This is a genomic window from Streptomyces sp. ADMS (assembly GCF_033441795.1).
Taxonomy (GTDB): Bacteria; Actinomycetota; Actinomycetes; order Streptomycetales; family Streptomycetaceae; genus Streptomyces.
Genome location: NZ_JAVFVX010000092.1, coordinates 1 through 17,350, shown reverse-complemented (window position 1 = coordinate 17,350; position 17,350 = coordinate 1). Strand labels below are relative to the sequence as shown.

The 17,350-nt window shown below is 71.3% G+C and carries 20 protein-coding genes; 1 reads left to right on the top strand and 19 read right to left on the bottom strand.

Features of this window, described 5'->3' with window-relative positions; all coding sequences use genetic code 11:
- Window positions 1-127: 127 nt before the first annotated feature.
- The 12 genes from RB628_RS30315 to RB628_RS30260 form a co-directional block, all read right to left on the bottom strand.
- Window positions 128-1,048, bottom strand: coding sequence for a peptidoglycan recognition family protein (locus RB628_RS30315; protein WP_318323754.1), 921 nt, complete (start codon window positions 1,046-1,048; stop codon window positions 128-130).
- A gap of 112 nt (window positions 1,049-1,160) precedes the next feature.
- Complete coding sequence (locus RB628_RS30310) at window positions 1,161-1,394, bottom strand: hypothetical protein (RefSeq protein ID WP_318323753.1); 234 nt, start codon at window positions 1,392-1,394, stop codon at window positions 1,161-1,163.
- A 28-nt stretch (window positions 1,395-1,422) separates the two neighbouring features.
- Complete coding sequence (locus RB628_RS30305) at window positions 1,423-3,243, bottom strand: hypothetical protein (RefSeq protein ID WP_318323752.1); 1,821 nt, start codon at window positions 3,241-3,243, stop codon at window positions 1,423-1,425.
- Between the two features lie 17 nt (window positions 3,244-3,260).
- Window positions 3,261-3,905, bottom strand: a complete 645-nt coding sequence (locus RB628_RS30300; RefSeq protein WP_318323750.1) for a phage tail protein — start codon at window positions 3,903-3,905, stop codon at window positions 3,261-3,263.
- Window positions 3,906-3,919: 14 nt separating this feature from the next.
- A complete protein-coding gene (locus RB628_RS30295; RefSeq protein ID WP_318323749.1) occupies window positions 3,920-4,882 on the bottom strand; it encodes a hypothetical protein in 963 nt (320 codons plus the stop codon).
- A gap of 8 nt (window positions 4,883-4,890) precedes the next feature.
- Window positions 4,891-8,433, bottom strand: coding sequence for a putative baseplate assembly protein (locus RB628_RS30290; RefSeq protein ID WP_318323748.1), 3,543 nt, complete (start codon window positions 8,431-8,433; stop codon window positions 4,891-4,893).
- A complete protein-coding gene (locus RB628_RS30285) occupies window positions 8,430-8,831 on the bottom strand; it encodes a GPW/gp25 family protein (protein WP_318323747.1) in 402 nt (133 codons plus the stop codon). The genes RB628_RS30290 and RB628_RS30285 overlap by 4 nt, the downstream gene beginning before the upstream one ends.
- A complete protein-coding gene (locus RB628_RS30280; RefSeq protein WP_318323745.1) occupies window positions 8,828-9,226 on the bottom strand; it encodes a PAAR domain-containing protein in 399 nt (132 codons plus the stop codon). The genes RB628_RS30285 and RB628_RS30280 overlap by 4 nt, the downstream gene beginning before the upstream one ends.
- Before the next feature lie 17 nt (window positions 9,227-9,243).
- The gene (locus tag RB628_RS30275) at window positions 9,244-9,888 is read right to left on the bottom strand and encodes a phage baseplate assembly protein V (protein WP_318323743.1); all 645 of its coding nucleotides are present in this window, start codon (window positions 9,886-9,888) and stop codon (window positions 9,244-9,246) included.
- Window positions 9,885-10,943, bottom strand: coding sequence for a phage late control D family protein (locus tag RB628_RS30270; protein ID WP_318323742.1), 1,059 nt, complete (start codon window positions 10,941-10,943; stop codon window positions 9,885-9,887). The genes RB628_RS30275 and RB628_RS30270 overlap by 4 nt, the downstream gene beginning before the upstream one ends.
- 15 nt (window positions 10,944-10,958) lie before the next feature.
- Window positions 10,959-11,738 carry a CIS tube protein gene (locus tag RB628_RS30265; protein WP_318323741.1) on the bottom strand — a complete coding sequence of 260 codons (780 nt, stop codon included), beginning with the start codon at window positions 11,736-11,738 and terminating at the stop codon, window positions 10,959-10,961.
- Window positions 11,735-12,343: a hypothetical protein gene (locus RB628_RS30260; RefSeq protein WP_318323740.1), complete on the bottom strand. Its 609-nt coding sequence runs from the start codon at window positions 12,341-12,343 to the stop codon at window positions 11,735-11,737. The genes RB628_RS30265 and RB628_RS30260 overlap by 4 nt, the downstream gene beginning before the upstream one ends.
- A 109-nt stretch (window positions 12,344-12,452) precedes the next feature.
- Between RB628_RS30260 and RB628_RS30255 the strand changes: the two genes are divergently transcribed.
- On the top strand, window positions 12,453-12,989 hold the full coding sequence (locus RB628_RS30255; protein WP_318323739.1) for a hypothetical protein: 537 nt from the start codon (window positions 12,453-12,455) through the stop codon (window positions 12,987-12,989).
- A gap of 97 nt (window positions 12,990-13,086) precedes the next feature.
- On the opposite strand, the gene RB628_RS30250 is transcribed toward RB628_RS30255, so the two are convergent.
- The 7 genes from RB628_RS30250 to RB628_RS30220 all read right to left on the bottom strand — a co-directional run.
- On the bottom strand, window positions 13,087-13,629 hold the full coding sequence (locus RB628_RS30250; protein ID WP_318323737.1) for a phage tail protein: 543 nt from the start codon (window positions 13,627-13,629) through the stop codon (window positions 13,087-13,089).
- Window positions 13,626-13,805 (bottom strand): DUF6760 family protein, encoded by a 180-nt coding sequence (locus tag RB628_RS30245; RefSeq protein ID WP_318323770.1) that lies wholly within the window; start codon window positions 13,803-13,805, stop codon window positions 13,626-13,628. Before RB628_RS30245 ends, RB628_RS30250 begins: the two co-directional genes overlap by 4 nt.
- On the bottom strand, window positions 13,802-14,191 hold the full coding sequence (locus tag RB628_RS30240; protein ID WP_318323736.1) for a hypothetical protein: 390 nt from the start codon (window positions 14,189-14,191) through the stop codon (window positions 13,802-13,804). Before RB628_RS30240 ends, RB628_RS30245 begins: the two co-directional genes overlap by 4 nt.
- Window positions 14,182-14,619, bottom strand: coding sequence for a phage tail protein (locus RB628_RS30235; RefSeq protein WP_318323735.1), 438 nt, complete (start codon window positions 14,617-14,619; stop codon window positions 14,182-14,184). Before RB628_RS30235 ends, RB628_RS30240 begins: the two co-directional genes overlap by 10 nt.
- 97 nt (window positions 14,620-14,716) lie before the next feature.
- A complete protein-coding gene (locus RB628_RS30230; protein WP_318323733.1) occupies window positions 14,717-15,865 on the bottom strand; it encodes a phage tail sheath family protein in 1,149 nt (382 codons plus the stop codon).
- Between the two features lie 19 nt (window positions 15,866-15,884).
- Window positions 15,885-17,093 carry a phage tail sheath family protein gene (locus RB628_RS30225; RefSeq protein ID WP_318323730.1) on the bottom strand — a complete coding sequence of 403 codons (1,209 nt, stop codon included), beginning with the start codon at window positions 17,091-17,093 and terminating at the stop codon, window positions 15,885-15,887.
- Between the two features lie 19 nt (window positions 17,094-17,112).
- Window positions 17,113-17,350, bottom strand: a 238-nt coding sequence (locus RB628_RS30220) for a hypothetical protein (protein WP_318323729.1), incomplete at its 5' end; no start/stop codon positions are given.

Genomic DNA, 17,350 nt, shown 5'->3' with positions numbered 1-17,350 from the left:
AAACACCGCTGGCGGGCGAGTTCTCCGAAGTGCGGACCCGAAGTGCGGACCGTAGATCTTCCCGGCGACGGTGTCCGCGTTCTCCGCGACTGGCGCAACTGTCACAGCTTCACCTATGGCTTCTGCTTCAGTTCCCCACGTCGAGGCGGACGGTCGCCGAGATGCCCTCGATGGCCTTCCGGATCTCCGCCTTCAGGGCGTCGAGGTCCGAGGCCGGACCGGCCGCCACCACGTCGACGAGCTTGTCGATCGTGGCGGCCTGGGCCGCCACCGCCGTCTCCACCCGCTGCAGGCGCCCGGCCATCCCCCACAGCAACATCTCCTTCGAGATCTTCGTGGTCCCGCCCTTCAGGGGGTCGTCACCGGAGAGTGCCCACACCTTGCGGGCTATCTTGTCGAGGTCGGCGTCGGTCAGGGCCATGTCGTCGTCCTTCTCCTGTTGCGGCTGGGGTTTCCCGGTGAGCTGCTGCTGGATGTCGGCCCGCAGGTCCTTCATGGAGAACCCGCGCGGGTCGATCTTGGTGTTGGTCCACTCCTTGTGCGCGATCACCGACCGCGCGGACCAGCCGTGCGCCCGGCACAGCGCGGCCGACACGCGCCTGATCGCGTCCAACTGCGCCTGGGGCCAGGGGTCCTTGCCGTCGCCGAGGTTGACGCACTCGAAGCCGTAGAAGTGGGTGTTGCCGTCCGTGTTGTTCTCGTTGGGGGCGGGCAGCGTGGCGCGTTCGGCGATGACGGCCTTCAGCACGTCGTCGTCGCCCGAACCCGCGTGGTTGGTACGGCCGTTGCCGACGAGGTGGACGGTGCCGTCCTTGGCGATGACGCCGAGGCACAGCGGGCCCGGCAGGGCGGCGTAGCCGTCGCGGCAGAGGTCCACGCTGGCTTTGGTGCCCGAGGTGACGGTGTGGTGGATCATCACCCCGTTCACGGGGCCCCAGGCACCCTTGTGGTTACGGTTGCGGGTGCGCCAGCCGTCGACCTCGACGACCTTCACACCCTCGGCCTTCAACGCGGCCACGATGCGACTCGCGGACAGGGGGGTCGCCATGGGACCTCCAGACGTGGGACGAGCCCCGGCCGGACCGGCACGGGACGTACAGGGGACGTACGGGGGGACAAACGGGTGTCAGGCGGTACGGCGCGTGGTGGGCGTCGGCCCTTCACACGTCCGCGTGCCGACGCGCTGCCGCTGCCGGCGGTGCCGGTTCGGCGCCGTCGGTCTCCGGGGCCTTCTCGGCGGCCAGGAGTTCGTTCAGCACCTGGAGGGCGCCGCTGATGCGGAGCACGGTCTGCTGGAGGTCGGCCCGTTTGGCCTCCAGATCGGCGAGCATCCGCTGCCCGTCCCGGTACTCCGTCTCCAGTTCGGAGACGCGCTTTTCTATCTCGGCTCTCATGTCGGTCGTCCTTCACAGGGATGCGTGGTCATTGCGAAGCCATGGGCTTGAGAACCCAGCGGCTGTAACCGGAGGAGGGATTGGCATGCGCGAGAACGTGGTTCCTGTTGTCAGACAACGTCACGTCGGAGGCATAGGCGTACTTCGCGAGGCGGGGGCTGAAGACTTCGACGTTCAACTGCCCTGCGGCGAGTCTCTTCAGCACGTTCAGCTCGGCCTCGCCGATCGTGACCGCGCCGATCGCCAGTTCCGTGGCGGTGACCCGCGCGGCGTAGATGTCCCGGTACGTGTCGTCCTGCAGATCTCCGTGCTTGAAGTGAAACCCCCACCGTCCAGCCTCGATCCGGTGCTGGTAATAGCCGTGATGCTTGAACCTGATGTTGAAGGAGGCCGCGGGAAACGTCGCCGGTCCGGAGTCGTCCTGATACAGCTCCAGGAAGACGTACTTGTTGTCCTCGTCGGGCTGGATCCTCTCCCGGCGCAGCTGCAGGTGGTTGTCCTCGGCGCTGACGGTCAGCCTGGACGTGGGGTTGTAGGTGCCGATGCCGACGTTGCCGGACGCGGCGATGGTGAGCCGGCCGGCCTGGTTGGTGACGAAGGTCAGAGCGCTGGCGGACGCGGTGCCCACGGCCATGCCCGCCGCCGCGCCGAACACACCCGTGTCCTGCGCCACCACGCGCCCGTCCACCTTCGCGGTCCGCACCGACAGCTTGGTGCTGCCGACGCCGAGGACGTCCACGACCCGGCCCCACTCCCCGGTGCCGTCCGGGCTGGTGGTGCCGACACCCACGTGGCCGTCGGCGGTGACGCTGAGCCGAGCCGCCCCGCCGGTGGCCAGAGTCAGCGGGCTGGCGGACTCGGTGCCCACGACCAGGCCGGGCTTCGCACCGAACACCCCCACGTCGTGCGCCACCACACGCCCCTCGACGGTGGCGGTCCGCACCGACAGTTTGGTTCTCCCGGCGCCCACGACGTCGAGGACCCGGTCCCATCCGCCTTGGTTGTCCGGCGTGGTGGTGCCGATGCCGACGTCGCCGCCCGGGGCGACGAAGAGCCTCGTCGTGCCGTCCTCGGGATCGTCGGGACCGTGGGTCCTGACGTGCAGGCCCTGTCCCGCGACCGGCCGCCGGTCGTACTCCAGGGAGTAGCCCTCGTTCTCGTCCTCCGAGCCGGCCCGCAGGTGGATCCCGCCGCGGTGTCCGTCGCCGCCGGCCACCTTGAACGTCAGGTGCCGGTCCCGCGGGCCGTAGTCGCCGATCTCCAGGTCGCTGCCGGGGGCGGTGGTGCCGATGCCGAGCGCGCCCGCGACGGAGAGGGTGGATCGCTGCGTCGCGGTGAGGTCCACCGTGACCTCGCCGTTCTCGGCCACCGCGAGCCGGGCGAGCAGCACCGTGGGGCCGACCAGGTCGGGCGGGGCGTCGTCGGGGGCGACCGTGGTGGTGCCGTCCGGGGCGACCACCACGATCCTGGGGCTCTCGTCCCAGCGGCGCGCGCTGGCCCCACCGGTCTGCGCCACGTCCGTCGCGGCCTCCCGGTAGGCCAGGTGAACCTCGATGCCCTGGCGGTCCTCGAAGCCCTCGCCGAGCGGCAGGGTCGTGTCGGCGGCCAGGACGAGGTGCCGTCCCAGCGAGTCCACGGCCATGCCGCGGGTCACGGTGATCCGGGACGGCTCGTCCGAGGTCACCGTCAGGCCGGTGCTGACGCCGGTCAGCCGCAGCAGCCGGCTCTGCCGGCGCTCACGGTCGAGATGGAACCTCTGCTCGTCGATGAAGTCCTGGTCCTGCAGGAACTGCCCGTCGAAGAAGCGGACGCGCTTCGGTACGACGTCGGGTTGGGTGTAGTCCGCCATCGGGCTTCCTCCGAATATCAGGTCGAGTCACGCGTGCCGAGCACGGTGTTCTGGCCGAGGATGAGCAACTCCGGTACGCCTCCCTCGCGTTCGCGCAGTTCCTCGGAAACCAGCCGCATCGTGGGCACCACGACCTTGAGCGCGTAGAAGGTGTGGGCAGGTTTCTCCTGGTCGATGATCGCCCGGGCGATCTCCTGGACAATGCGCAGCCGCCCGGGGTCGGCGTCGCCGAGCGTCAGCTGGACCTGGAAGTAGTGGGCGGGTGTCTCGAACTCGTCGAAGATCACCACGTCGTCGCGGGTCACCTCGTCGTCCAGGGGTCGCAGGTAGATCTCCAGCATCCGGCGCAGCCCGGCCAGGGTTCCCCGCTGCCGGTACAACGGCACGATCTCGCGGATGAACCCGCGCTTGGTGTCCGCGTCCCAGTCCGCGCGCAGGCTCAGGCCGACCCACCCGGCCAGCCACGGCAGGAAGTCCTCACCGGTGGCCAGCGGGTCGACGTGGTCAGCGGAGCGCTCGATGAGCTGTTCGAGGCCAGCGATGTCGTCGCGGCCGGTCAGTACGGCCTCGAACGCCAGCAGGAACCGGCCGGCGAACGGGTCCTCCCGGAACACCGCCGGCAGGTGGTCGAGATAGCGGCTCATGCTGCTCACACGGCTCACGCCGCTCACTCCGCTCACGTCGGCAGCTCCCAGGTCGACGGGTGGGTTCTGCCGTAGCTGTCGTAGCCCGTCAGGTCCACCCGGGTCAGCCGCACCAGCTGGTGGGCGTCCAGGGCGATGCCGTCCACGCCGGCGTCGCCGTCCGTGCCGGTGCGGGTGAGGCGGACGTTCTCGATGTAGTCGGCCAGGGGCGACTGTTCGAGTACGGCGTACACCTCGGACAGGTACGCGCTCTGCCCGAAGGACCAGCCGTCGCGGGTGTCACCGCCGGTGAACGGGTCGTAGAACTCCCGCAGCCGGTTCCGTGCGTCGCCGAGGGCGTCCGCCGGCACGGTGTCCTCGTACAGCGCGAGGTCGGCCGAGACCGCGAGGTCGACGTACTCCGGTCCGACCACGTGGTGACGGACGGTCAGGATGCGTCGTGGGTCGAGGAATTCACGCAGGGCGGTGGTCAGTGCCCCGGTGGGCAGCGGGTGTGTGTCCGCCGTCCCGCCCGGCTCGGGGAGGACGACGACGCTGACGTGCGCCGGGGCCGCCGCGGCCGGGTCGGTGCCGGCCAGGTTCCGGCCCGCCACGCACCGCACCCGCCGTACCCGGGGAAGTCCGGCGGCCCCCGGCTGCTCGGGCCAGGTCGTGCGGACCAGGTACTCGTAGTCGTCCGCGGTCGCGGCCCGGTGGCGTTCGTGCAGCGCGGCGACGCTCTGGCGTACGGCCGCGTCGAGCCCGCCGGTGTCCGGCGGTGACCACTGGGGGCCGCCGAGCAGCCGCAGGAAGTTGAGGATGTGGCTCTGCGGCAGCTGGTCGACCTGGTACAGCTGCATCTCGGTCAGCCAGGCCAGCAGCTCGACGAGGACGATGCCGGGGTCGCCGGGGTTGTGGTCGGTCCACTCCGGCAGCAGCACGGGGAGAAGAGCCCGCGCCTCGCCGACCAGGTCGTCGAAGTCGTGGTCGTCGAGGCTCGGCAGGGGAATCGGCACGGAACTCCTCACGCTCCCAGGGTCACGGTGATCTGGTGACGGCCGGAACAGACCAGTGCCCGTTCCAGCCATCGGGTCAGTTCCGGGGCCGTCGGCTCGGCCGCGAGCTGCGCCAGTGAACGGCCGAGCACCGCCTCCAGCCGGTCGCCGAGCTCGTCGGAGTGGGCCACCTGCGTCACCGCGAGTGCGGGGACGTGGCCGACGCCGTCGACGGCCTCGATGGCCGCGTACAGATCGGAGCGATGCGGCTTACGGCCGAAGGCCCAGCCGGTGCCGTCCGGCCCCCCGGTCAGCGGGTGCAGGAAGCGCTCCAGGGTTTCCTCGACCCGTCCACCGACGAGCCCGGCGACGTCCGGTGAGGACGGCACCACCGTCGCGGCGACGGTCACCTCGATCCACTCCGGGCCGGCGACCCGGAGCGCGGTGGTCGGGCCGCATCTGGCCCGCAGGTACTCCTCGACCCGGCGCAGCAGCCCCAGGCCGGGTGCCGGCCGGGGAGCGCCGGAGTGCGGGACCACGACGATCCCGACCCCGCCGGCGTCCGCTTCCGCCTCCGTGTGCGCGCTGCCCGGCTGCGGGGCCGCCGGGTCGAGCCAGAGGTCGAACGGGTCGTACCGGCTGGGCGGCACCGCCCGGACCCGGGCCACCTCGGCCGAGGACTCGTAGGCGAGGTCCTCGAAGTCCTGGGCCGTGACGGCGCGGTCGCGGTGGCGCAACGACCTCGGCCCCCTGGCGCGCACCCGGTCCAGCGGTTCCCACGCGCTGCCGCCGGAGGCCGGCTCGTGATGGGTGACGGAGTCGATGGAGGGGACGGCGGACTTCAGTGTCACGACGGTCCCCGCGGCGCGGTTGCCCTCCTCGCCGCCGCCCGTGCGGTAGGTGACCCGGATGTTGCTCTGCCCGCGCGGTACCACCCGCCCGGCCAGACCGTCACCGAAGCGGATCTCACCGCTCTGGCGGTCGATGGTGTAGTGGCGGTCGAGCGGACCGGAGCGGTGGAAGTCGGTCACCTCGTGCCACCGTACCCAGACCTCCGACGGGTCTTCGGTGACCGTCACGGCGTCGGCGCCTTCGGCCTCGGTGAGTTCGGCCTCCTCTGCCGCCAACGGGCGTTCCGGCTCCCGTACCACCAGCCGCTGACCGGCCAGGACCGGGCTCTGTGCGGTGCTGAGCCGCTGGTCGGCCTGGGCAGTGCCCGATCCGGGGATCTCGTCGGTGACGGTGACGGCCTGCGTCGCCCAGGTCGTGTTCGGCAGGATCCGGCGCAGCCGCGGCGTGACCGGGAAACCTCCGTGCCGCAGGCGGAGCCGCAACCAGCAGTGGCTCTGTCCGAAGTGCTCCCTGGCGGTCAGGTCGGCCGGTCCGACGAACCGCACCATGCCCCGGCCGGACAGGGTCGCGGTCTCGTCGACCGCGGCCAGCGGCTGCCAGCCGTCGGGACCGCCGTACTCCCACACCAGGCCGACGCGGTCGGTCAGGTCGGTCCCGGCGAGCCGGTCGGCCGCCACCTCCTCCGGTTCCGGCGGTTCGACCTGGAGGTAGAGCGTGACCGGTCGGGTGTCGAACGGCTGGTCGAAGCCGAGGTAGAGGGCGGAGTCCTGCTCCGGATGCGGGGTGAAGGGGGTGACGGACCACGGGGTACCCGGGTCCAGGTGGTGGGTGACGAGGCTGAAGTCGTTGTGCGTGACGCAGACCGGTGCCGGGACGGGCGCCGTCGGCTCCGGGGAACTCCACGACAGGGTGGTGACGACCGGCGGTGCGAACGTGGCGTCGACCAGCTCGTAGGAGCCGTCGCCGTTGCGGGTGTAGTGGGCCGCGGCCCCGTAGTCGCCGCCGATCAGCCGGATGCGCAGCCAGTACTCCTCTACGCCGCCCACCTCGGTGCGTGCGAAGCCGTCGGGCGGGGTGAGCAGCAGGGTGGCGTCGGCGGTGAAGGAGTAGTCGGGGTCGTCGACGGTCGCCGGGCGCCAGCCCTTACCGTCCCATACCTCCCAGACGATCCGCGGGTCGCCGTCGGTGTTCACCGGCGGGACGGGGCCGTCCGGGCCGTTGGTCAGGGTTACGTCGAGGGTGAGGGCCGAACCCGGCCGCACCAGGCTCTGAGGGCAGGCCAGATAGAAGGTGTCGTTGAAGCGCGGCTGCTCGCCGAAGGGGTGGAAGTCCTTGGTCACGTCCAGCGGGGTGCCGTTGGTGAACGCTCCGGGCGGCGCCACCGGCTCCGGCACGGTCTCCGTGCGCATCTCGATGCCGGTGACGGAGGGCGGATCCCAGTCGTGGCCCACGGTCAGCGACGCCAGCTGCGGCAGGCGGGCGTAGGCCGCGCCGTCCTGGACGATCTCCGCCCGGAGCCAGTGCCCGGACCGCCCCTGGAACAGTTCGGCGGGCCAGTCGGCCGGTACGCGGAAGCTGATCCCGCCGTCTCGGGTCATCGCCAGCGTGCCGTCCCGCAGGCCGGTGCCGCCCGCGTCGGCCGTCTCCGCCTCCGTGCTGGACTCACCGAGCCGCTGCCACTCGTCGCCGTCCTTGTACGACCACACCAGCCGCACCGGGGTCGCCGGGTCACCGGCCACCCCCGGTCGTGCCAGGGTCACCGCGAGCCGGACGGTGGCCCCGCGGGCCGCCACCGTCTCGTCGACGCTGAGGTAGAACCACTGGCCCTGGTCGGTGTCCCCGAACGGGAACACCCCGGCGGCGTCGTCCTGGGGTGCACGACGGCCGGTCGCGACCGCGTCGGGCGGCAGCCCGGAGGTGCCGGGCGGCAGCGGCATGTCGAGCTGGGCGCGCAGCCAGCCGGCCGAGGTGCCGTTCACCTCGTACGGGGGCAGTTGTGGCAGGCCGGTGAGGGTCACCGTCCAGGCGCCGTTCTGCGGGGCGGTGTCCGCCTCCGCCGGCTGCCACCGGGTGCCGTCCCAGTACGCCCAGGAGATCGGCCACCCGTCGAGCAGCGTGCCGTCCGGGGTCGCCAGGATCAGCGTGACGTCCTTGGTTCCCTCGGCGGTCAGTACCGGGTCGCAGGCGACGAAGAGCTGGTGCGGCACCGGCCGTTCGCCGGTGAACGCGGCGAACGGTTCGTCCTGGTCGCCGGTCGCCTCGGCGCTGCGGTCGTCGTAGGTGTCGTGCGGGGCGTCGTCCACGACGACGGCTCGCAGTCGGGACCGGGTCACGACAAGGTCGGTCCCTGTCTCGAAGACGACCTCGTCGTCCTCGCCGTCCCGCGGGTCGGCGGCGACCTGTGTGCCGGCCGGGACCAGCGCGTCGGTCCGGCTGCCTTCGGCCAGCTGGAAGGTGAGCGGCACGCGCGCCGGCAGAGGCGGCGACAGCTGGGTCCCGATCAGGTTGAGGAACGCGAGGTAGTCGCGGTCCGGCACCTGGTTGAGGCGCTGCACCACCAGTTCGGCGAAGCGGGCGAAGACGCCGATCAGCGCCTGGCCGCCGTCCGGACGTCCGTCGGCGGGCGGCTGCCAGCCGCTGTAACGGGTCGCCAGCGCGGTGGTCTGCGCGACCAGGGCTGCGCGGTCGCGGGGGTCGATGGGTGGGGGCTGTCCGGTCATACGGCGTAGAAGGGGTAGACGAGGTTGAAGCGGCTGTTGTTCGACCGCATCCGGTAGTTGATCTCGATGAGCAGCCGGTGCCGGTCCTCGGGGTCGGGCGCCGCGTAGACGTCCAGTACGTCGATCCGCGGTTCCCAGCGGGTCAGCGCCTCACGCACCGACCGGCTGACGCGTCCCGCGGTGCTCGCGTCGTTGACGTCGAAGACGGCGTCGTGGATGCCGCAGCCGAAGTCCGGCCGCATCACGCGCTCGCCGGGCGCGGTGCCGAGGATCAGCCAGATCGACTGGCGGATCGCCTCCGCACCGCTCCCGGTCAGCCGTATGCCCTGTTCGGGGTCGGAGCCGACTGGGAACGCCCAGCCGGTGCCGAGGAAGCCGCTGTCCGTCACTTCGGTCATCCGATCGTCACCGTGCCCGTGGCCATGACCGTCCCGCTGGGGAGGTCCTGCGGATCGTTGCAGGTCGAGGCCCGGTCACCGGTCCTGATCGCGGGCTTCCCGTTGATCCTCACGGTCGTGCTGCCGCCTTCGAGGGTGGCCGTGTTCGACGGCTGCTTCTGGAACGAGGTGCCCGGCGGGGCGGGCAGGTGCGCCGGGGTGTTCTCGGCGGTGGACCCGGCCACCGCCGCCGGCTTGCCCATGATGGTGACGTCGGCACTCAGTCCACCGTTGATGATCCCGGTGAACGGGTGCGGCAACGGCGTCGGCACCGGCGCCGGTCCTCCGGGCACCATGACGATATGGATGTCGGTGGCCGTCACCAGGTCACCCTGCTTCGCAGCGAACTGCCCCATGGAATTCCACCCCCCAATCAGTTGATGTTGACCTGGCTGCCCTTGATGGCCAGCCGTCCGCCGGACTTGACCGCGAGCGCGGACTTCGCCTCCACGTTCACGTCGGCCTTGGACGTGATCTCGACACCGTTGCCGCTGAGCCGCAGCTTCCCGCCGGCGGAGATGACGACGTCCGCAGTCGCGGTGATCGTGATCCGGTTGTCCTTCGTGCTGATCACGATGCTGTTCCCGGCACTCCTGTCGACGATCTCGATGCGCTCGTCCCGGTCGGTGTCGACCAGCCGGATCACGTGCCCGCTGCGGGAGGTGATCGCCCGTGTGTCGTTGCGGCCGTCGCCGTTGGTGACCGGCGGTCTGTCCTTGCCGTTCCACAGCGCACCGACGACGTAGGGGACCTCGGGGTTGCCGTGCTCGAAGGCGACCAGGACCTCGTCGTCGACCTCGGGCAGGAAGGAGAAGCCACGGCCGGCGCCGGCCATCGGGACCGCCACCCGCGCCCAGTCGGTCTCGGCGTCGTCCGCCAGCCAGGGCAGGGCCACCTTGACCCGCCCAAGGCCGTCCGGGTCACGGTTGTTGGTGACGATGCCGATCGCCACCCCGTGGAACCGCCCGTCCGCCCGGCCGGGCTCCTGGCCCGCCAGATGGTCGAAGATCTCCGTCATGCGGCGTTCCTCCGTACCTGGAGACTGGTCCGGTAGCCCTCGGCGGCGGTCACCGAGTGGCTGACGGAGGTGAGGTAGTAGGGGCCGCTGAAGGTGGTGCCCGCGCCCTGGATGTCGACCACTTCGCCGGCGTGCAGGCGGGGCTGTCCCTCGCACTCGGCCTCGCCGGTGATGTAGGTGAGCGCCAGGTCGTCGAACTGGCCGCGGGCCATCTGGTCGGCCCGGTCCCGGTTCGGCACCGGCAGGTCCGTGCTGACCGACGCCGCCCTGCCGAAGGCCCGGCCGGCCTGGCGGGGGCCGGTGGCGCTGCCGCCCATGGTGGTTGATTCCTGGCCGGCGGCCACGGTGGCGACGACGGCCTGCTTGCGCGCCACGTCCCAGCCCCGCACGGAGTGTTCACGCACCTGGGTCAGCGCGCGCAACCGGGGCGTGAACTCGGAGATGTCGTCGCCGACACGCAGCGTCGCCGACGGCGGACGGCCGTGCTGCGGTGGCCGGAAGTACAGCACCTTGTCCCGCACGTGGACCTCGTACCCGATCAGTCTCGCCCGTTTCTGGAGGAACTCCAGATCCGTCTGGTTGTTCTGCACCACGTAGTCGAGGCCGGTCCGGGTGTCGGTCACCTCGGCCCGCAGTCCCGCTTCCCGGGCCAGTTGGCGGGCGATGGCGCTGTCCTTGGTGCGGGTGAAGGTGCGGGTGCGCTGACCACGGGCCAGCCGGTGCCGGTAGTCGTAACCCCGGACGGTCAGCCTGGGCAGCCGGCCCGCGGTGAAGGCGGGTTCCAGACTGGTGACCTCCCCGGTCATCACCGGGTGCACGTCGCCGATGAACCCGAGCGAGATCCGCACCTCGGTGCCGACCGCGAAGAGCGGGGAGTCCGACCAGGAGACTGCCAGCCGCTCGGAGTCCCAGTTGCGCAGCGTCAGAGTGAACATGCTGAGCGCCTCGAGATCCTCCAGGACGGTCACCGACTCCACGTCGAGGCGGGCGTCCGGCGGCAGGCGCACACCGTCGCAGCGGATGTCGAGGTCCGGCACGGATTCTGCGGTCTTCATCGCGTGGCCCTCCGCTCAGCCCAGCCGGGGAATGGTCAGGACCATCCCCGGTCGAAGGTCACGCGGGTTGACGATGCCGTTGGCCGAGGCGATGTGCCGCCACAGGCGCGGGTCCCGGTACTCCGCGGCGGCGATGCTGTGCAGCGTGTCGTTGCGCCGGACCGTCCACGTCTTGTCCACGTCGGCCGAGTGCAGTTCCCGCTCCCGCAACTGCGCGTCGGTGAGGGACTCGACGAAGCTGCACGAGAGGGTGGCCCGCACCGGCGTGCCGTCGGGCAGGAACATCGTGAACCGTTCGTCGAGCCGGGTGAGCACACCGGTGAAGATCTCGGAGAACTCACCCCAGGAGAGCGTGCACTGCGGTGGGCGGTGCAGCTCCGTGTCGACCTCGGCCAGCCGCGCCACCCGGCTGGTCAGCGCCGTGACGTCGGTCGCGTCACCGGTCTGGAACGGGTTGGGCGGCGTCACGAACGAGGTGGCCCGTGCCCAGGCCGACGCGCTCGCCCTCGACTCGTAGGTGTCGAAGAACAATTCGAGCGAGAGCGTCGCGGGTTGCACGGCCCCGAACTCGTGCTGCAGGCCGCTCCAGGTCCACGCGCCCCACGCCGGGTCGGACGCCTCCCAGGTGACCGACCGCGACCGGCTGATCTCGTGCGGGTTGAACAGCGCCTCGATCGGTCCGTTGTCCGCGAAGTCCGTTCCGTCGTGGGAGATGGTCAGCTTCTGCAGCCCGCCGCCGCCCGGGCCGACACCGAGCAGGGTGCTCGCCAGCCCCGCCGCCTTGTTGAAGGTCACCGCCGCACCCCCCGGCGTTCGGCCTCGACGGCCAGCCTGCGCACGATCCGGTGGTGCACCAGGTCCGCGAGGTGCGCGACGTCCACCGGCGCGGCCTCCGCCGGGTCCGGCTGCTCGGTGCCGCGGTCGGCGCGGGGCGGGTGGCCTGCGGGGTCCGCGTGTCCGGGGTGCGCTGGGCGCACTGCGTGCGCGTCCTGCGCCGTGCCCGGGACCACCGGCTGCGATGGCACGCCGGATGCCTGCCATGCGGGCGTGCCGGATGACGGGCCGCCATGGGGTGCGGTCGCCGCCGTGGTCACGGCCAGGGGCAGGGGCCGTACCGGTTGGGCCCCCGGCTGTCGCGCGGCAACCACCTCGGCCGGCGCCGCCCCGGCGGAGAGCTGCGCGCCGGGTGTCGAAGGGTACGGCGCCGGTGCGGGGTGGGCGGCAACGGTCGGGGGCGGTGTGTGCACGGGCGGGTGCGGACCGTCGGCGGAACCGGACCGTACGGCGGGACCCGACGCCACGGAGCCCGGCCGGACGAGGGCCGGCTGGGCGAGGGCCGGCCGACCGGGTGCCGCCGGGGCGACCGGGCCACGGCGGGGCGCCGACGGGACGTACGCCATCACCGGACCGGAAGTCGCCGGACCGGAAGTCGCCGGACCGGAAGCGAGCGGCTTCGGCGACACAGGGGAACCGGCTCGGCCGGGCAGCGAGGGACCAGGTGCCCCGGCTGTGCCCCGCGTCGACAGCGGACCGCGGGGCGCGGGCGGGCCTGGCACACGAAGCGCCGGCGCGGGCCCGGATCCGGCACGGGCGGGCGGAGAGGCCGTGGGGGCGGGCGGCGCGGCGACCTTGCGCTGGATCATGGGCGTCGTCCCCGTCACGGCCGGGGATGCCGCGGGGCGCGACGGTGAACCGCTGGCACCCGGACCGGCCGTGGTCCGTGCGGGACCCGCCTCCGCCGCTGCGGACCGGGCGGTACGAGCCGACGCCGCCGGTCCGTCCGAGGCGGCGGGTCCGTCCGAGGCCACCGGTGCGCGGCGCGCCGCGGCAACCGGCATGGACCCGGCCGGTGCCGACGAGCCCGGACCGGCCGCATCCGCACCTCCGACCGAGGGCCCGGACTGCCCAGGCGGCGCGGGGTGCGCGTACACGATGGGCACCGTCGAACGGGCGTGCGACACCGGGTCCGCATACCGTGAGGCCGACTCGGCCAGCGGGAGCGCGGGTGTCATGCCGTGGTGCCGGGTGAGTACGGCCCGTGCCTGACCCGGGTCGACCACCCCGGGGCGCAGTGCCCTCCGTGACAGCCGGTGGACCAGCGCCGGGTCGAAGGTCGTGTCGTCGTCCATCTCGGGGTTTCCTGTCAGCCGGCCATGTCGGCGATGCCGTGGCCCAGTGCGAGGGCCTGTCCCAGCAGCGGTTTGGTCAGTCCCTCGTGCGCCAGCTCCAGGGACTCGAAGCCGACCTCGTCGGTTCCGGCGTTGAACGTCGGGCCGGTCCAGCGCACCGGAAGCGCGTTGCGGAAGTTCCACCACATCACCGGGATCCGGCGCCGGTCGAGCAGGGCGATCGTGCCGTTCTTGCGCTGGATGACGCCGCGGGCCGTGTTGTCGTACCAGTTCCAGAGCTCGCTGATCGCGCTCAGCCCGTGCCGCAGCACCAGGGGGGAGGCGCTGGCCGCACCGGGCAGCTGGTGCACGAAGCCGTTGACCCCGCCCTCCCGGTAGGACTCCATCTCGATCCGGCTCTCCAGGCCGCTGACCTCGGTGAAGCCGCCGACCAGCAGGCCCTCGATCTCCACCGCGAAGTTGAAGGTGGCGAACGGGTCCGGCAGGCGCAGCCCGGTCCAGTTGCCCACGGCGGTGGGCGCCCAGCTCAGTCCGAGCGGAATTCCGGTCGACGTCATCGCCGCACCCCTGCCCCTCCGTGTTCGTTGAGCCGCTCGTTGATACGGGCGATTTCGGCGACCCAGCGCTGCCGTTCGTGATGGTCGAGCTGCATGATGTCGAGATAGGGCCAGTGAAAGTGATAAGCCACGTACGCTACTTCCTCGTGCAGCCGGTCCGGGGAGTAGCGCGTTATTCCCCCAGGCTGGGGGGCTCCACTTCGAACGACCCGCTGCAGTGCGGGCAGTCCACCTGGAGCCGGGAATGCCCGCTGGTGTTGATGCGCTGGTAGAAGTCCTGGAGATAGGCGAGATCGCCCGAGTACAGGTTCTCGACGGTGTGGGTGTTGATGTACTCCAGGCCACCCAGCTTCGTGATCACCCGGGTCAGCAGGATGATGACCAGATACCCCGGGTTCGACCGCACCCGCGGATCCTTGATCGGCTCGATCTCGTCCAGCGCGGTGGACATCCGCATGGTGCCCTCGCGATGCACCGTGCCGTCCGGCGCGACGAGGCCGTGCGGCAGGGTGAACGGGAACTCCGTGCGGCGAGCCTCGGTGACGCCGCCCGCTAGCTCCACTGGTCGACCTCGATGCGTTCGCAGGCGAGCGTGAGCTGCTCGACGGCGATCTCGTCGCTGGTCGCGTTGAGGCTGGGGCCGGACCACGACTTCGGCCAGCACTCGAACAGGTTCCAGGTCACCCGGGGACCGCCCTGCTGGTCGAGCAGCGTGATCGACACGTTGTGCCGCTCCACGGTGCCCTTCATGACCCGCTGCCGCCACTCCCACAGCTTGCTGTCGTTCGTCACACCGCGGCTGAGCGTGATGTCGCCGTAGCTGTTCAGACCGGGGATCTTCCGCGGGGCCAGGTTCGCGTCCATTCCCTCGCGGTATTCGGCGGCGCTCTGGCTGCTCTCCAGTCCGGAACACTCCCGAAAACCGGCCCGGGTCATGCCGTCGAGCTCCACCGAGAAGTTGTAGCCGAAATAAGGATCGACCCTGTCCACAACCGCACCTCCTTCTTGTTGAATTTCCTGTCGAACGTGTCGTCGAAGCTGTCTTCAAAGCTTTCTTCGACGTTTCCTTCGAAGTTTTCGAAATCATTCACACCGCGTCGACCGTCACACCGCTCGCACCATGGATGACGCGAACGGTGACGAACTCGGCGGGTGCGGTCGGAGCCACACCGATCTGGGTCACCACCACCCCCGCCGCGACGACCGCCGGGGGATTGGTCTCGTGGTCGCACTTGACGAAGAACGCCTCGGCCGGTGTACGGCCCTTCAGCGCGCCACGCTGGAACAGTTCGTCGAGGTACGCGGTGAGTTCCCGCATGATCCGCACCCAGAGCCGTATGCCGTTGGGCTCGTGGACCAGGCCCGTCATGAACCGCTCGATCCACCGGCCGATGGTGCCGACCAGGCGCCGCGCGGTCACGTCATGCCAGGCCGGGTCCGCGGCGAGGGTCCGCGCACCCCAGACTCGGACGCCCCGACCGGGCAGCGCCCGCAGGCAGTTCACCCCTTGCCCGTACAGCGTCCCCACATCGGCCGCGGCGAGGCTCACCTGCAGGTCCACGACACCCTCGACCACCGTGTTGGCGGGCGCCTTCTGCACGCCGACCCGCTGGTCGCCGGCCGAGTACACGCCTGCCACATGCCCGGACGGCGGCAGGTACCGCAACCGCCCGTCCCGGCCCGGTGCCCACAGCCACGGGTAGTACAGCGCACCGAAGGCGCCGTCCGCCCCGGTCAGCGCCGCGCACTGGGCCGCGACCACCGCCGGGTCCGTCGTGGGTACGCCGTCGAGCAGCGCGAACCGGTCGCCCCGGTCCCGGCAGTGCCGCAGGAGCACCCGTTGCAGGCCGACGACCGTGTCGAGGGAGCCGCCCGCCGGCCACGGCGCCGCCGTGACGAGGTCGGGGGCGCAGACGAGGTCGACGTCGTCCTCCAGACCGTCCAGCGCCTCCAGCGCGGCCTGCAACGCGACCGAGGGCGCCTTCGACTCGTCGAGTCGTACGACGTGGCACAGCAGCCCGCCGTTGTCGAAGAAGCCCCGGACCGCGTCGGCCAGGAAGCCGTCCGGCGTCGCGCCGTAGGCAGCCTCGAACTGCGGCCACAGCGTCAGCCGCTGTGGCGTGCGCGGTCCTTCGGCCGCCCGGCCGAGGAAAGCGGGCACCCCGGTGAGGAAGCTCGGTGCCGGCGGCGGGAACACGTCCTGCCGGAGCACGCCCGGGGTCGGTTGCTGGGTCACGGTCTCGTCCGGCAAGGTGCTACTCGACCCCGCCGGCCCACTGGCTGATCCGGAAGACGACGAACTCGGCGGGCCGCACCAGCGCCACCCCGACCTCGACCACCAGTTGGCCCGCCTCCCGGACCGCCGCGGGGTTGACCGTCTCGTCGCAGCGCACGTAGAACGCCTCTTCGGGCGTGTTGCCCAGAAGCGCGCCGGAGGCCCACACGGTGTTCAGGAATGCGCCGACGTTACGGCGCATCTTCGACCAGAGCTCCGGGGCGTTCGGCTCGAAGACCGCCCACTGGGTGCCCTCGTCGATCGACTCGCGCAGGAAGTTGAACAGCCTCCGGGAGCTGATGTAGCGCCATTCGGCCTGCGACGCGCCCGCCATCGTGCGGGCCCCCCAGACCGTGTTGTTGCCGTCGAACCTGCGGATCACGTTGATGCCGTCGGGGTTGAGCCCGGCCTGGCCCTGCTTGCCGACCAGCGTCTGAAGGCCCAGCGCGCCGCGGATGACCTCGTTGGCCGGCGCCTTGTGCACGCCCCGTTCGGTGTCGACGCGGGCGTAGACCCCGGCGAGGTGACCGCTCGGCGGCTGGTACACCGGGCTGCCGTCCGCGTCCTTGGCACCGACGTCGATCCACGGGTAGTAGATCGCCCCGTAGCTGCTGTCACGGGTGCCGCCGCGGATCGCTTCCTTGGTCAGCGTGGTGGTCTGCCGACCGTCGAGGATCGCGAAACGGTCCTGGAGGTACTGGTTCTCGCAGTGGTCGAGGAGTGCACCCTGCACCGCGTCGCTCACCGCGCCGGGGACCGCGACCAGGGCGATCTCGTCGATGACGGTGAAGGTGTCCAGCGCGGCGATCAGGCTCGTCTCCACCTGGTCCGCGTCCTCGTGGGGCGCGACCCGGGTGATCCAGCAGCGGCCGCCGCCGTTGTTGAAGAAGCCGTAGACCGCATGGGCGAGCGTGCTGTTCCCCGGCTGGATCTCACCGAACAGGTTCTTGAAGCTCTCCCAGCCGTCCACGAGCTGTGCCTCGCCGGCGGGGGCCACCGTGGCGAGGTCGGCGGGCTCGGGGGTGGTGCCGTCGGCCTTCAGCCCGGACCGGCCGGGGAGCAGCGGCATCGTGACCGTGTCGTCCACGACGCCCACGAAGCCCGCGGTGCTGGTTCCCGCCCCGGCGATCGGCTTGATCGCCGAGGGAACCTCTTCGACGTACACTCCAGGCGCTAGATACTGCGGCATCTGTGGGATCTCCCCCTCGTCATGACTCGTGGTCCACGCCCCGGCCGACCCGGACGACCGTCTCGGTCACCTCGGGCCCGACCTCGGCTGATTCGAAGACGTCGACGCTGAGCGTGACGCTGTAGTGGAGGATGGCCTTGGGCCGCCCTCCCATGGCCTGCCAGAACTCGCCGATGCCCTGCAACTGGCTCTCGGCGGTGACCCTGGCGGGCAGCGGAGCCTGCTGCGTGGTCAGTTCGCCCCGCAGGTACCTCTCG